Annotated in this window: 13 protein-coding genes; 9 read left to right on the top strand and 4 right to left on the bottom strand. The window is 68.7% G+C overall.

Annotated elements, in window-relative coordinates; all coding sequences use genetic code 11:
• Positions 1-226, top strand: a 226-nt coding sequence (locus ON38_RS37095; RefSeq protein ID WP_039826806.1) for a hypothetical protein, incomplete at its 5' end; no start/stop codon positions are given.
• A gap of 48 nt (positions 227-274) precedes the next feature.
• Positions 275-1,654, top strand: a complete 1,380-nt coding sequence (locus tag ON38_RS21900) for an MFS transporter (protein ID WP_039826807.1) — start codon at positions 275-277, stop codon at positions 1,652-1,654.
• Positions 1,655-1,687: 33 nt separating this feature from the next.
• Here the strand turns inward: ON38_RS21900 and ON38_RS21905 are convergent, their stop codons facing one another.
• Both ON38_RS21905 and ON38_RS21910 read right to left on the bottom strand, forming a co-directional pair.
• Positions 1,688-2,494 carry a MerR family transcriptional regulator gene (locus ON38_RS21905; RefSeq protein ID WP_039826808.1) on the bottom strand — a complete coding sequence of 269 codons (807 nt, stop codon included), beginning with the start codon at positions 2,492-2,494 and terminating at the stop codon, positions 1,688-1,690.
• Positions 2,495-2,522: 28 nt separating this feature from the next.
• Entirely contained in the window at positions 2,523-3,326 is an 804-nt protein-coding gene (locus tag ON38_RS21910) for an alpha/beta fold hydrolase (protein ID WP_039826865.1), read from the bottom strand.
• A gap of 248 nt (positions 3,327-3,574) precedes the next feature.
• Here ON38_RS21910 and ON38_RS21915 point away from each other — a divergent pair, with 248 nt between their 5' ends.
• Entirely contained in the window at positions 3,575-4,228 is a 654-nt protein-coding gene (locus tag ON38_RS21915) for a Uma2 family endonuclease (protein WP_051165055.1), read from the top strand.
• A 235-nt stretch (positions 4,229-4,463) separates the two neighbouring features.
• On the opposite strand, the gene ON38_RS21920 is transcribed toward ON38_RS21915, so the two are convergent.
• Positions 4,464-5,090 carry an SACE_7040 family transcriptional regulator gene (locus ON38_RS21920; protein WP_039826867.1) on the bottom strand — a complete coding sequence of 209 codons (627 nt, stop codon included), beginning with the start codon at positions 5,088-5,090 and terminating at the stop codon, positions 4,464-4,466.
• 94 nt (positions 5,091-5,184) lie between these two features.
• Here ON38_RS21920 and ON38_RS21925 point away from each other — a divergent pair, with 94 nt between their 5' ends.
• The 6 genes from ON38_RS21925 to ON38_RS21950 all read left to right on the top strand — a co-directional run bounded on the left by ON38_RS21925 (position 5,185) and on the right by ON38_RS21950 (position 13,689).
• A complete protein-coding gene (locus ON38_RS21925) occupies positions 5,185-6,804 on the top strand; it encodes a carboxyl transferase domain-containing protein (protein ID WP_039826809.1) in 1,620 nt (539 codons plus the stop codon).
• 5 nt (positions 6,805-6,809) lie between these two features.
• Complete coding sequence (locus tag ON38_RS21930) at positions 6,810-8,891, top strand: acetyl/propionyl/methylcrotonyl-CoA carboxylase subunit alpha (RefSeq protein ID WP_039826868.1); 2,082 nt, start codon at positions 6,810-6,812, stop codon at positions 8,889-8,891.
• Positions 8,892-8,928: 37 nt separating this feature from the next.
• Positions 8,929-10,089 (top strand): acyl-CoA dehydrogenase family protein, encoded by a 1,161-nt coding sequence (locus ON38_RS21935; RefSeq protein WP_039826810.1) that lies wholly within the window; start codon positions 8,929-8,931, stop codon positions 10,087-10,089.
• Positions 10,086-10,616, top strand: a complete 531-nt coding sequence (locus ON38_RS21940; protein ID WP_063131111.1) for a MaoC family dehydratase — start codon at positions 10,086-10,088, stop codon at positions 10,614-10,616. Before ON38_RS21935 ends, ON38_RS21940 begins: the two co-directional genes overlap by 4 nt.
• Before the next feature lie 34 nt (positions 10,617-10,650).
• The gene (locus ON38_RS21945) at positions 10,651-11,481 is read left to right on the top strand and encodes an HpcH/HpaI aldolase/citrate lyase family protein (RefSeq protein WP_039826811.1); all 831 of its coding nucleotides are present in this window, start codon (positions 10,651-10,653) and stop codon (positions 11,479-11,481) included.
• Between the two features lie 261 nt (positions 11,482-11,742).
• Positions 11,743-13,689 carry an acetoacetate--CoA ligase gene (locus ON38_RS21950; protein WP_039826812.1) on the top strand — a complete coding sequence of 649 codons (1,947 nt, stop codon included), beginning with the start codon at positions 11,743-11,745 and terminating at the stop codon, positions 13,687-13,689.
• 217 nt (positions 13,690-13,906) lie between these two features.
• Here ON38_RS21950 and ON38_RS21955 read toward each other — a convergent pair whose 3' ends face one another.
• Positions 13,907-14,632, bottom strand: coding sequence for a TetR/AcrR family transcriptional regulator (locus ON38_RS21955; RefSeq protein ID WP_039826813.1), 726 nt, complete (start codon positions 14,630-14,632; stop codon positions 13,907-13,909).
• Between the last annotated feature and the right edge of the window lie 87 nt (positions 14,633-14,719).

Below are 14,719 nucleotides of genomic sequence, written 5' to 3' on the forward strand. Positions count from 1 at the left end.
CGCCGGGCGGGCCACCGCCGGCCCGGGTCGGCCCGTCGGGCGAGCCCGCGGAAGCAAGCCGGGTGTGGACGCGCGATTCCGCCTCGCCGCCGAAATACTCCGCTGCCCACGCAGGACCGTCGGGCCGGGCAGCGCGGAGCCGGGCGGGCAGCGCAGAGCCCTGGCCACCGGGCGGTCCTCGAAGCAACCCCGCGAAACCGCCGATACCGTGACCGTCTCCGGGTAATACTCCGTGTGGCCCCGTCGCCGGGGCCGAGCGTGTGAGGAGTCGGCGATGAGTGTGGTGGACAGGTCCGGGAAAGCCGACGAAACCTCGCCGCCGGATCGGTCCGCGTTGCGCCGGGTGGTCGCCGCCTCCATGGCGGGGACCGTGGTCGAGTGGTACGAGTTCTTCCTCTACGGCACGGCCGCGACGCTGGTGTTCAGCAAGATCTTCTTCCCGGAGTCCGACAGCGAACTCGACGCCATCCTCAAGGCCTTCCTCACTTATGCCGTCGGTTTCGCCGCCCGCCCGCTCGGCGGCATCGTATTCGGCCATTTCGGCGACCGCTACGGCCGCAAACGCCTGCTGCAGTTCAGCCTGATCCTGGTGGGTGCGGCGACCTTCCTGATGGGATGTCTGCCGACCTACGGCCAGATCGGTTACGCGGCGCCGGTGCTGCTGGTAGTGCTGCGGTTCCTGCAGGGTTTCGCGGTCGGCGGGGAATGGGGCGGTGCGGTGCTGCTGGTCGCCGAGCACAGCCCGGACCGGAGCCGCGGTTTCTGGGCGAGCTGGCCGCAGGCGGGCGTGCCGGGCGGAAATCTGCTGGCCACCCTGGTGCTGCTGGCCCTCACCGCGACCCTGTCCGACGACGCCTTTCTCTCGTGGGGCTGGCGGATCGCGTTCTGGTTGTCGGCGGTGGTCGTACTGATCGGCTATTACGTGCGCACCAAGGTGAGCGACGCCCCGATCTTCACCGCCGCGCAGCACGAGGCCGAGCGGGTGCGGTCCTCGTCGTTCAGCGCCGTCGAAGTACTGAAGCGGTACCCGCGGGGTGTGTTCACCGCGATGGGCCTGCGTTTCGGCGAGAACATCATGTACTACCTGGTCGTCACGTTCACCATCACCTATCTGAAGGTGCGCGAGGGGCTGGCCACCGACGACATCCTGTGGTGGCTGCTCGCCGCACACGCGGTGCACTTCGCGGCGATTCCGCTGGCCGGCGCCCTGGCCGACCGGATCGGGCGGCGGCCGGTCTACCTGGCCGGAACCGTCGCGGCCGGCGCCTGGGGTTTCTTCGCCTTCCCCATGATGGACACCGGCAACGGCTGGATCATCACGGCGGCGATCATGCTCGGGCTGATCGCACACGCCGGTATGTATGCCCCGCAACCCGCCGTCATGGCGGAGATGTTCCCGACCCGGATGCGGTACTCCGGAGTGTCACTGGGCTATCAGGTGACCTCGATCGTCGCCGGTTCGCTGGCTCCGGTGATCGCCGTGAAACTGCTCGAGGTCTTCGATTCGCCGGTACCGATCGCGCTGTATCTCGCGGCGGCGGCCGCTGTCACCGCGGTCGCGGTGCTGGTCGCTCGCGAAACCAAAGGATTCGACCTGGCCGATATCGACCGGGCCGACGCCGCCCGCGATCGTGCGCTGAGCTCCCGGCACTGAACCCGGCTCGACCGTGTGCGGTTCCAACCGGGGCTATCGGCTATCGGTGCGGGCCGCGCCTTCGGTGCCCGGTGGCGTGGCTGTGCGCCGGAGCTCGGTCCAGCCGCTCCAGCCCCGCTCCGCCAGTAGTTCGGTCAGCCGCCGGGCCGGCGGCCAGGTGTCGAATGCCAGTGTGTCCAGCAGGTCGACCAACGGTGGCTCGAGCTCGGGGTCGTTGAGATAGTCCTCTCCCTGCGCATCGGCTATCTGCGTGATGTACGCGGCCATCTTGTCGGCCAATCGGGCGAGCCGCTGGTCGTCGGGCCGGTCCAATGCCTCGCCCAGCGTGAGATAGAAGTCGACGAGCCGGGAGTCGGCGATCTGTTCCCATTTGCGGGTGATCCGATCCGACGCCCGCTCCGACGAACGCGCGACCAGCGGAATCCAGCCGTCCCGTTCGACCTGCACGATCCGCTCGTCCACTCCGAGAGCCCGCAACCGGTCCAGAAACCCGACCAACTGCGCGGGCAGGGCAAGATTCTCGCCGGCGGCCAGGCGGGCGACCCGGTCGCGCAGCCGTTGCCGCTGCCGGATCTCGGCCTGCAATCGTTCGTCGATTTCCGCGACCGCCGCCGCGAAGTCCGCGGCGTCGGCCTCCAAGAGCTCCCGCACGCGCGCCAGCGGGACCCCGGCCTCGGCGAGCGTCCGGATCCGGATCAGCTCGACCACAGCGGCGGCGTCGTACCTCCGATAACCGGAGTGGTCGCGCTCCGGCTCCGGCAGCAGTCCTTTCGCGTGGTAGTGCCGCACCGCCCGTACCGTCACCCCGGCGTACGTGGCGACCTCGCCGATAGTGAACATCGAACCGGCCTCCCCGGCCCGTGGAGAGTTACCCGTTCGGCCGGCCATCTGTGCCCCGGATGATCCCGACGATCTCCTCGGCGTGGGTGGCGACCAGCCCGTGACCGGCATCCAGCCACGATACGGAAATGTGGGGCCGCTCGCGGACCAAGCGCTCGATACCGGCTTGCCAGTTCCGATTGCGCCACGGTGCGCGCCCCGCACCGCCGGCGCCGGCCATCGAAGTCGACATGATCATGCTGATCGGGGCGTCGATCTGCCGATACCGATCGATGATCGCCGACCGCACCTCATCCACCTCGATGTTCAGGGCGAGCGCCTCCTCGGCGGTGAGCATCACCTGATGCGGGGTGCCCTCCAGGCTCCTGGCCCATGCCGCGAAGTCGTCGAACATCGCCCGGAACTCCGGCAGGTCGGCTTCGGTGACAAATGGTTCGGGCACCGGGTTCGCTCCATCGACGAGAACTATCCCGGCTGCGGCGCCGGGATGCGCGCAGGCATAGTGCAGGACCAGATCCGCACCCAGCGAGTGGCCCACGAGAACGGGCTGCGCGGGCAGTCCGAGACGTCCCACCTCCGCCATCACCGCGGAGAAATCGCCCAGAAACGCCTCGAAGGAGTATCGGGCAGCGACCGAGGAGAGGCCGTGGCCGCGTAGATCGAAGGTCACCACGTCGTGATCGCGCCGCAGCAACTCGGCCAGCTCGTCCAGGTCGGCCTGGGTCGTGAGGAGCCCGGGACACAGGACCAGCGGTCGTCCTCGTCCGCCCCGGGACATCGCGAGGGTGACATCGCCGTGGCGGACAGTGCAGTGATCGATTCTCGCAACCATGCCGCCCATGCTGCGGGGTTGACCCTGCGTCAAGGTCAACTCCCGCCGCACCGAGGCAGTGCGGCGCCACCCGTATCCAGCGAAGTCCGCCCGGGCAGCGCCCTCTCGGGGTGTGCCGAGCAGGTTCTGCGTTCCATCGACCCCTGACACATTGCGGTCATGACCGGTGCAGGCATCCCACGGGCCGCGTCAAGCCCATGTCTCAGCAAACCCGCAGGCCAAAGGCATGCCTGGGCTACCATGGCACCATGTCGCGGCCGGATGTACAGCGCCCCGAACTCCCGGAGTACATGACCTGGGAGGAGCTCGAGACCCTACCCGAGGAGATCGCCGAACGCATCGAACTCTGGAACGGGCGAGTGGTGTGGTTGCGACGCGGCCCCCATGAGCACCAAGAGTTCACCAACCTACTCTGGAGCGGGCTACGGCGATGTGCGCGTACGGCGATGTCGGCAGACCCCGAGCAATGCTGGCGGGTGAGCACCGAGACCAATGTGTTCTTCGGCCGGACCGGCATGTCGGACTTCGTCACCCCGGATTTCATGGTCTATCGGTGCATGAGTGAGCCGTACCGGTATGTGCGCTCCGATCGGGTCGTGCTGGTGGGCGAAGTGCTGTCACCGTCGAACTCGGATGCCGACATGGAATCGAAGAAGGCCCGCTACGCGAAAGCCGGAATCCCTTGGTATTGGGAGGTGACCTTGGCGACCCAGCGCAGCGAAATCGCTCATATCCACGCCTACACCCTCGTACCCGACGTGCGTCCTCCCGAACCCGGCATCACCGTGCTGCATCGTGCCAACTACATCTTGGCGGGCGCTTGGTCGCCGACCGATACGGGGTCTATTACGATCAACCACCCGTTCCCGATCACTATCCCCTGGTCCGAACTGGATTTCTGACCCCTCTGGTCGCACCGACCACCTGCACGAGTATGCAGTGGCGTGCCAGGCCCGGTATCTGGAAGCGCTCGGGTCCGGCTGGTTCCGCACCCGCGATCAGATCGCCGGATTCTTCGACGGTCTGCGGATGGTCACGCCCGGGTCACCGGCGCCACGGAACCGTCCGACGTAAGTCTCACCGAGGCCGATCCCGGCGGGGCGAACAGCGCCGAATCTACGGCCGGGCCGCCCGCGATTACCACGGACCCGCGCCGCCCCAGTCCGGCGAAGGCCCGACGAGTGCGGCGAGGGCCATCGAACGCAATACGGCGCGGCTGCGGTCCCGGGCCGGGCCGGCGCTATGCGGGGTGGAGTTGAGCAGGCCGAAGACCGCGTGGGCCTGTACCCGGGCGGTCTCCTCGGTGAGGCCGGGCGTCATCTCGCACAGCACCCCCACCCACACCTCCAGATAGCGGCGCTGGGTGCGCCGGATCTCGCGGCGGGCGGGTAGCGGCACATTGTCGAGGTCGCGGTCCTGGATCCGGATGAGTTCGGGTTCACCGAGTGCGAAGTCGAGGTGGAATTCCACCAGCCCGGCCAGCGCCTGCCTGGGTCCGTCGGCGTCGGCGGCGACGGCGCTGCCGCCGTCCAGCAACCGGCGGCTGATCCCCACCAGCAGTTCGACCAGCAGCGCCTCCTTGTTGGGGAAGTGCCGGTACACCGCCGGACCGCTGATCCCGACCGCGGCGCCCAGATCGTCCAGGCGCATCCCGAGGTATCCGCGTTCGGCGATGAGCCGCGCACCGGCGGCGAGCAACTGACCGCGCCGCTGCTGTTTCAGCAGTTCGCGCCGGGTCGGGGTGGCAGAATCGGCACTGGTCACCGGCACTCCTTTCACCAGCTCTGGACAACTCGGTTAGTCAAGATTAACCTCAATTCCAGTTATCAGCGATTAACTCGGACGGCAGGATGACGCGATGACCCGCACCGCGAGCCCAGCGCCCGCCACCCGGTCCGGCTCCGCCAACCGGACCGCGAACCTCGCCCTGGCCGATCAGTTACGCCGGCGCCTCGCCGAGACCGCCCGCGGCGGCCCGGAGAAGGCCCGGCAGCGCCATATCTCCCGCGGCAAACTCCTGCCCCGTGACCGGGTGGACCAGCTCCTGGATCCCGGTAGCCCGTTCCTGGAGCTGTCCCCACTGGCCGCCGACGGGATGTACGGCGGCGCCTGCCCCGGCGCGGGCATCATCACCGGGATCGGGCGGGTCTCCGGCCGGGAATGCGTGATCATCGCCAACGACGCCACGGTCAAGGGCGGCACCTACTACCCGATCACGGTGAAGAAGCATCTGCGTGCCCAGGAAGTGGCGCTGCACAACAACCTGCCGTGTGTGTACCTGGTGGATTCCGGCGGCGCCTACCTGCCCGAACAGGACGAAGTGTTCCCCGACCGCGAACATTTCGGCCGCATCTTCTACAACCAGGCCACCATGAGCGCCCGCGGGATCGCCCAGATCGCGGCGGTCATGGGGTCGTGCACCGCGGGCGGGGCCTATGTGCCGGCCATGAGCGACGAAGCGGTGATCGTGCGCGACCAGGGCACGATCTTCCTCGGCGGCCCACCGCTGGTGAAGGCGGCCACCGGTGAAGTGGTGACCGCGGAGGAACTCGGCGGCGGCGCCCTCCATTCCAGGACTTCCGGGGTCACCGATCACTTGGCCGACGACGACCGCGACGCCCTGCGCACGGTCCGCCGCATCGTGGCGACACTGGGTCCGCGCCCGGCCCCGGTCTGGGAGGTACGGCCCGCCCGCGAACCCGCCGCCCCCGCCGACGAGCTCTACGACATCGTGCCCGCGGACCTGCGCACCCCCTACGACGTCCGCGAGGTGATCGCCCGCCTCGTCGACGCCGACGAATCCGGCGCCGCCGGATTCCACGAGTTCAAGGCGGAGTACGGCACCACCCTGGTCACCGGTTTCGCCCATATCCACGGCCATCCGGTGGGCATCGTGGCCAACAACGGCGTGCTGTTCAGCGAATCCGCCATGAAGGGCGCCCATTTCATCGAACTCTGCGACAAACGCGAGATCCCGCTGCTGTTCCTGCAGAACATCACCGGTTTCATGGTCGGCCGCGACTACGAGGCCGGGGGTATCGCCAAACACGGCGCGAAGATGGTCACCGCCGTGGCGTGCGCGCGGGTCCCCAAACTGACCGTCGTGATCGGCGGCTCCTACGGTGCCGGGAACTACTCGATGTGCGGGCGGGCCTACTCACCGCGGTTCCTGTGGATGTGGCCCAATGCCCGGATCTCGGTGATGGGTGGGGAGCAGGCGGCGTCGGTGCTGGCCACGGTGCGCGGTGACCAGCTCGACGGCAACGGGCAGCCGTGGAGCGAAGCCGACCAGGAGGCGTTCAAGGAACCGATCCGCCGCCAGTACGAAGAACAGGGCAATCCCTATTATTCGACGGCCCGGCTCTGGGACGACGGCGTCATCGATCCCGCCGATACCCGCACCGTCCTCGGGCTCGCGCTCTCGGTGTGCGCGCAGGCGCCGCTGGAACCGGTCTCCTACGGCGTCTTCCGGATGTGAGCACCATGCTGAACTCGAATCATCCCCTGCCCTTCGACACGGTGCTGGTGGCCAACCGCGGCGAGATCGCGGTACGCGTCATCCGGACACTGCGGGCCATGGGCCTGCGCTCGGTCGCGGTCTACAGCGACGCCGACACCGGTGCCCGGCACGTGCGTGAAGCCGATACAGCCGTCCGGCTCGGACCGGCGGCGGCACGGGACAGCTATCTCAACATTCCCGCCGTTGTGGACGCCGCCCGTCGCACCGGCGCCGGCGCGGTCCATCCCGGCTACGGATTCCTTTCCGAGAACGCGGGTTTCGCCGCCGCGCTGCAGGCCGCCGGCATCGTCTTCCTGGGCCCGCCCGCCGCCGCGATCGAGATCATGGGCGACAAGATCACCGCGAAGACCACGGTCGCCGCCTCCGGCGTCCCGGTGGTTCCCGGGATCGCCGAACCCGGCCTCACCGACGAGCAACTCGTCGCGGCCGCCGCCGATATCGGGTTTCCGGTGCTGGTCAAACCGTCCGCGGGCGGCGGCGGCAAGGGTATGCGGCGCGTCGACGAACCCGCCGCACTGCCCGCCGCGCTGGTCAGCGCCCGGCGCGAGGCCACCGCGGCCTTCAGCGACGACACCCTGTTCCTGGAACGGTTCGTCACCCGGCCCCGCCATATCGAGGTACAGATTCTGGCCGACACCCACGGCACCGTGCTGCATCTCGGCGAACGCGAATGCAGCCTGCAACGCCGGCACCAGAAGGTGATCGAGGAAGCACCTTCACCGCTGCTGGACCCGACCACCCGGGCCCGGATCGGCGCCGCCGCCTGCGCCACCGCGCGCAGCGTCGACTATGTGGGCGCGGGCACGGTGGAGTTCATCGTCTCCGCCGACCGGCCCGACGAGTTCTTCTTCATGGAGATGAACACCCGCCTGCAGGTGGAGCATCCGGTCACCGAGCTGATCACCGGCTTCGACCTGGTGGAATGCCAGGTGCGGATCGCGGCGGGGCAGCGGATCCGGCTGCAACAGGACGATATCCGGTTGCACGGTCACGCCGTCGAGGCCCGGGTGTACGCCGAGGATCCGGCCCGCGATTTCCTGCCCACCGGGGGCACCGTGCTGGACCTGGTGGAACCCGGCGGCCCGGGGGTCCGGGTGGATTCCGGGCTCGCGGTCGGCACGGTGGTGGGCAGCGACTACGACCCGATGCTCGCCAAGGTCGTCGCGCACGGTCACGACCGGGAGTCGGCCCTGGCCACGCTGGACCGCGCACTCGCCGAGACGGTGTTGCTCGGAGTCCGGTCGAATATCGACTTCCTGCGGTTCCTGCTGGCCGACCCGGATGTCACCGCGGGCCGGCTGGACACCGCGCTTCTGGACCGGCGGGCCGGTGACTTCCGCGCGCCGCCGGTCACCGACGATATCTTCACCGCCGCGGCCGTGTATCGCTGGCTGCGCCGCTGGCCGACCGGCCCGGCGGATCCGTGGGATCGTCCCGACGGCTGGCGGCTCGGGGCATCGGCGCCGATCCGGATCCGGCTGGCGGGCGGCGACCGGGTAGTGCACGTCGACCTCACCGGTACCCCGGAAGCCGCCGAGGTACGGATCGAAGACGGCGAACCCGCGAAGGCCGCTGCCGCGCTCGGCCGGGACGGTGCCGTCGGCCTGCCCGCCGGCACCGTGGTCCACACGGTGACCCTCACCCTCGACGGGATACGCCGCGACTACCGGGTGGCCGAATCCGAGGCGGCGATCTGGGTCGCCGGAGCGTCCGGACCGGCCCTGCTGCGGGAACTCGCCGAAGAATCGGTGCGCGCCGGCGATGCCGCCGCGCACGACGCCGAGATCCGCAGCCCCATGCCGGGAACGGTACTCACCGTGACAGCCGAAACCGGTAAGCCGGTGGCCGCCGGTGACCCGATCCTGGTGGTCGAAGCCATGAAAATGGAGCATTCGCTGACCGCGCCGCTGGCCGGCACCGTCGAGATACTCGTCGCGGCGGGCGCGCCGGTGCGGTTGGACGAAGTGCTCGCGCGGGTCCATCCGGACCCCGTGCCCGAGGCCGGCGAACCGGCCGGAACCGCCGCCGAACCCACCCCGAGTTGATCCGGCCGGCCCACCCCGAGAACGAGAAGAGGCACTGGTGACCGATTTCCTGTCCACCGGCACGCTGCCCGAGCACTACCGCGACCTGGCGCTGACCGTCCGGGATTTCGCGAACCAGGTCGTCGCCCCCGTGGCGGCGAAACACGATGCCGAGCACAGTTTCCCGTACGAAGTCGTCGCCGGAATGGCGAAGATGGGCTTGTTCGGCCTACCGTTCCCGGAGGAATACGGCGGGATGGGCGGCGACTATTTCGCCCTCTGTCTGGCCCTCGAGGAACTCGGCAAGGTCGACCAGAGCGTGGCCATCACCCTCGAGGCCGGGGTCTCGCTGGGCGCCATGCCGATCTACCGCTTCGGTGACGAGAAACAGAAACAGGAGTGGCTGCCGCGCTTGGCGAGCGGTCGGAATCTCGGCGCGTTCGGGCTCACCGAGCCGGGCGCGGGCAGCGACGCCGGCGGCACCCGCACCACCGCCGTCGAAGACGGTGACAGCTGGGTTATCAATGGCAGCAAACAGTTCATCACCAACTCCGGCACCGATATCACCGCCCTGGTGACGGTGACGGCGGTGACCGGGCAGACCGGGGACAGGAAGGAGATCTCCACCATCCTGGTCCCCACCGATACTCCCGGGTTCACCGCCGAACCCGCCTACAACAAGGTCGGCTGGAACGCCTCGGACACCCACCCGCTCACCTTCGACGATGTCCGGGTGCCCAAGGAGAACCTGCTCGGCGAACGCGGTCGCGGCTACGCCAACTTCCTGCGCATCCTCGATGAGGGCCGGATCGCCATCGCCGCGCTGTCGGTCGGGGCGGCCCAGGGATGTGTGGACGAATGTGTCCGCTACGCCGGAGAGCGCGAAGCGTTCGGGAAGACGATCGGCAGCAACCAGGCGATCGCGTTCAAGATCGCCCGGATGGAGGCGCGCGCCCATACCGCGCGCACCGCCTACTACGACGCCGCCGCGCTCATGCTGGCCGGGAAACCGTTCAAGAAGCAGGCTTCCATCGCCAAACTGGTGGCCAGCGAGGCCGCGATGGACAACGCGCGCGACGCCACCCAGATCTTCGGCGGCTACGGATTCATGAACGAATACCCGGTGGCCCGGCACTACCGGGACAGCAAGATCCTCGAAATCGGCGAGGGCACCACGGAAGTCCAACTCATGCTGATCGGACGGGAGCTCGGCCTGTGAGCGGCGAAAAGATCACCAAGGACGTCGATCACGACGTCTCCGGCCTGAAACGGGTGGTGCAGACCGGTCTGTGGTTCGAGGAGCTGGAGACCGGCGTGCTGTACGAGCACCGCCCCGGCCGCACCATGACCGAGACCGACAATGTCCTGTTCAGCACCCTCACGATGAACACCCAGGGCCTGCACATCGACAAGGCCTTCAGCGATGCCCAGGAGCCGTTCCACGAGCGGCTGGTGAACTCACTGTTCACGCTGGGAACCATGATCGGGCAGGCGGTGGCGCATCTGACCCAGGGCACCACGGTCGCCAACCTCGGCTTCGAGGAGGTCAAGTTCCCGGCGCCGCTGTTCCACGGCGACACCGTGTACACCGAGACAGTCGTACTCGACAAGCGAGAATCGAAGAGCCGTCCGGGTCAGGGCGTGGTCACCTTCCGCCACGTCGCCCGCAATCAGCACGGCACCGTGGTCGGGGTCGCCGTCCGCAACGCGCTGATCCGGTTGCGGCCGTCGGAAGAGCGGCCGTGAGCGGCGGCGCGAACACCTCGAGGGGGTACCTGCAGTGACCGACCAGTACAGCGCGGACACCTGGCGATCCACGGGCCCCGCCTGGCTGTTCTGCCCCGCGGACCGCCCCGAGCGCTACCGCAAAGCCGCCGACGCCGCCGATGTGGTGATCCTGGATCTGGAGGACGGTGTGGCGCCGGCCGACAAACCCGCCGCCCGCACCGCGCTCGTAGCGACCCCGCTCGACCCGGCGACCACCGTGGTGCGGGTGAACCCGGCCGGCACCCCCGACCACGACCTCGATCTGGAAGCTCTGCGACGCACCGCATACCGGCTGGTCATGCTGCCGAAAACCGAAACCGCCCAGCAGGTCACCGGTCTCGGCGACTACCAGGTCTTCGCCCTGATCGAATCCCCGCCGGGCGCGCTGGCGATCCAGGAGATCGCCGCCGCGCCCAATACCCGCGGCGTGATGTGCGGCGTGGAAGACCTGGTCGCCGCCATGGGTGGCACCGGAACCCGCCGCCCCGACGGCAGCTATCGCGATGTGGCACGGCAGTTGCGCAGCACCGGCCTACTGGCCGCCAAGGCCCACCGGCGCCTGGCGCTGGACATGGTGTACCTGAACATTCGCGATCTGGACGGCCTGCGGGCCGAGGCGGAGGACGCGGTGGCGGTGGGCTTCGATATCAAGGTCGCCATCCATCCCACCCAGCTCCCGGTCATCCGCGCCGCCTACGCCCCGTCACCCGAAGAACTGGACTGGGCCCGCGGCGTATTGGCCGCGGCCCCGAACCACCGCGGCGTCTTCGCCTATGAAGGCAAAATGGTGGACGCCCCCCTACTCCGTCACGCCGAACAACTCCTCCAACGCAGCCCAGAATGAGATGTGCGGTCGACAGTCCAGAGACCGGTGGCCATTGAGCACTTACAGTGACATGAGCCTCCCCAGGCCGGTCCAGCCGCACGACAGCCCGCACCTTCCGCCTACCTCGGACGGTCCACCTCCGCGGTCGAGGCCCGCCCCCGATTCTGGACCGACGGAGCGAAGGAGCGCAGCGACTGAGCGCAGGAGGGAAGAATCGGGGGCGGGCCTCGACCCGCGGCGCCGGAGGCGCCGCCATCAACACAGAAGGGTCCTTTGCCGGTGGAACCTCAGTGGGTACCGACCGAACAAGATATCGCCGATGCCCGGGTCACCGATTTCGCCCGCTTCGTCGCCGCGCGTTCCGGTGCGGAACTGCCCGACTACCATGCGCTCTGGCGCTGGTCGGTGGACAATCTCGCCGATTTCTGGCTGGCGGTATGGGAGTACTTCGAACTCGGGACCGTCGCCGGTGAGGTACTGCCCTGTCCGGAGATGCCCGGCACACGCTGGTTTCCCGGGACGACCCTGAACTACGTGGATCGGGTGGTCGCGCAGGCGCGGACCGACCGGCCGGCGATCCTGCAGGTCACCGAGGACGGCGCGGACGTGGTGGCGACGTCGTGGGCGGAATTGCTGGCCGGAGTGGCCGCGTTCGCCCGGACCCTGCGCGGGCTCGGGGTCCGGCCCGGCGATCGGGTGGTCGGCTATCTGCCGAATATCACCGAAACGGTGGTGGCGTTCCTGGGTACCGCGGCCGTGGGGGCGGTGTGGAGCGCCTGCGGGCAGGATTATTCGGCCAAGGCGGCGCTGGATCGGCTGGGCCAGTTGGAGCCCGTGGTCCTGGTGACCGCGGACGGGTACCGCTACGGCGGGAAGACCCATGACAAGAGCGCGGATATCGCCGCGCTGCGGGCCGGTCTGGATACCGTGCGCGCCACCGTGGTGGTGTCGCGGCTGGGTGTCGGGATTCCGGACAGCACACCGTGGTCGGCCGCGGCCGATCCGGCCGGCGGCGAACCTCTTCCGGAAACCGAAGCCGTCGATTTCGCGCATCCGCTGTGGATCGTGTTCTCCTCCGGTACCACCGGGCTGCCCAAGGGCATCGTGCACGGTCACGGCGGGGTGCTGCTCGAGCATCTCAAAGCGGTTGCCCTGCAATCGGATATCGGCCCCGCGGACACCTTCTTCTGGTACACCAGCCCGAGCTGGATGATGTGGAACTTCCAGGTCGCCGGGTTGCTGGCCGGAGCGACCATCGTCTGCTACGACGGCAGCCCGGCCCATCCCCGGCCGGATACGCTGTGGGAGATCACCGCTCGCACCCGTACCACCGTGCTGGGGACCAGCCCCGGGTACGTGCTGGGCTGCATGAAGGCGGGCGCGGTACCACGGGCCGAGCACGATCTGTCCGCGCTGCGGCTGATCGGCATCACCGGTTCGTCCCTGCCGCCGGCCTCGGCGCTGTGGCTGCGCGACAACGCCGGAAACATCCCGGTGGCCTCGATCAGCGGCGGCACCGATGTCGTCTCGGCGTTCGCCGGCGGGGCGCCCACCGTACCGGTCTGGCCGGGTGAACTCTCGGCGCCCTATCTGGGTGTCGCTCTCGACGCCTACGACGAGGTCGGGCAGTCGGTGCGCGGCGAGGTGGGCGAGCTGGTGATCACCGCCCCCATGCCGTCCATGCCGATCCGTTTCTGGCGCGACCCCGACGGCGCCCGCTATCACGACGCCTATTTCGACGCATATCCCGGCGTATGGCGGCACGGTGACTGGATCACCCTCACCGGCCGCGGCAGTGTGGTCGTGCACGGCCGCTCCGATTCCACCCTCAACCGGCACGGTATCCGGATGGGCAGCGCCGATATCTACCAGGCGGTGGAGCGTCTTCCCGAGGTGGCCGAGGCCCTGGTCATCGGCGCCGAACAAGCCGACGGCGGTTACTGGATGCCGCTGTTCGTGGTCCTGGCTCCCGGCGCCGAACTCACCGACGAACTGCGCGGCCGCATCAACGAGGTGATCCGCACCGAGGTATCGCCGCGCCACGTCCCCGACGAGATCCTGCTCGCCCCGGCGGTCCCGCACACCCGGACCGGCAAGAAACTCGAGGTCCCCATCAAACGCCTGCTCCAGGGCGCCGACCCGGCCCGCGTGGTGGAGCGCAGCGCCGTCGACGACCCGGCCCTGCTCGACTGGTACTCCGGGATCCGCCCACCGGACCGGCGCTGAGCGGTCCCGCCCCGAAGCGTTCGCTATATCGGCGAACGAACGCACCCGGTTCCCGGGGATTTCTGGACGGGGAGAGGACGCCACCGCCACCGTGCCCGGCATGTGGCAAACCTGGTCCGTGTCGGTCGACGGCGGCCCGCCGGGGTTATCGGCAGGGCTTCCGGGATCGATCATCGCCCGGGGCAACTCCCGAGGTCGAATACCGGGATGGAGATGCTCAGGGGGCCGGCTGGTCGGCGGATGCCAGGCCGAGGATGCCGGTGAGGTCGCGGAGGCATTCTTCGTAGACCGGTTCGAGGTCGGAGTAGGCGAAGTCGAGCTGGTGCAGGACTTCCATACACAACAGGCCGTACAGCCGGATCCAGCAGGACAGGAAGACGTGCGCGGCCTCGGGCGGCAGCTGTTCGCCGATTGTGGCCGAGTAGGCGATCAGCTGCTCGCGTAAGGACTCGGGCAGCTCTGCCGGGTCGGGTACCGGGAACGGGCGCGTCTGCCAGAGTTCGATCGTCAGGTCCAGCAGCACCCGTTCGAACCGCTGTCCGGCCCGATGACGTTCGGAATCCGGTCGCCGGTTCGACGGGGTGATCGGGGCGGCGAAGATCCAGCCGAATTCGGCCGGATGCGAGATGGCCCAGGTGCGCATGGCACGGCAGACCGCGAGTATGCGCTCGCCGACCGGTGCGTCCGTACGCGCGTCGCGGGCCGCTTCCATGGCGATGGCGAGTTCGTCGAAGAAGTCCGCGGTGACCGCACCGACCAGGGCCTCGTGGCCGGCGTAGTAGTGATAGAGGGCCGGCCCGCTCATTCCGACCGCACGAGCTACCGCGTTGACGGTCACCGCGGACGGCCCCTGCTCGACCAGCAGTGTGCGTACTGCCTCGTGGATCTCCTTCAAAGTGGCGTTGCGTAGCCGCTCGCGCCTGCCGCCCGTCTGTGCCGACATCGTCACCCTTCTGCTGGTTCACCGGACTCGTTGACACCCTAGAGTATCTATGTTGTCTTAATACCTCTAAATAAACTAGAGACTCTA

Source organism: Nocardia testacea NBRC 100365 (assembly GCF_000308775.1).
Taxonomy (GTDB): Bacteria; Actinomycetota; Actinomycetes; order Mycobacteriales; family Mycobacteriaceae; genus Nocardia; species Nocardia testacea.

Coding starts and splice junctions, on each gene's coding strand:
- ON38_RS21915 (WP_051165055.1), top strand. CDS start 3,575: ATGTCGCGGCCGGATGTACAGCGCCCCGAACTCCCGGAGTACATGACC.
- ON38_RS21955 (WP_039826813.1), bottom strand. CDS start 14,632: ATGTCGGCACAGACGGGCGGCAGGCGCGAGCGGCTACGCAACGCCACT.
- ON38_RS21900 (WP_039826807.1), top strand. CDS start 275: ATGAGTGTGGTGGACAGGTCCGGGAAAGCCGACGAAACCTCGCCGCCG.
- ON38_RS21925 (WP_039826809.1), top strand. CDS start 5,185: ATGACCCGCACCGCGAGCCCAGCGCCCGCCACCCGGTCCGGCTCCGCC.
- ON38_RS21910 (WP_039826865.1), bottom strand. CDS start 3,326: ATGGTTGCGAGAATCGATCACTGCACTGTCCGCCACGGCGATGTCACC.
- ON38_RS21905 (WP_039826808.1), bottom strand. CDS start 2,494: ATGTTCACTATCGGCGAGGTCGCCACGTACGCCGGGGTGACGGTACGG.
- ON38_RS21930 (WP_039826868.1), top strand. CDS start 6,810: ATGCTGAACTCGAATCATCCCCTGCCCTTCGACACGGTGCTGGTGGCC.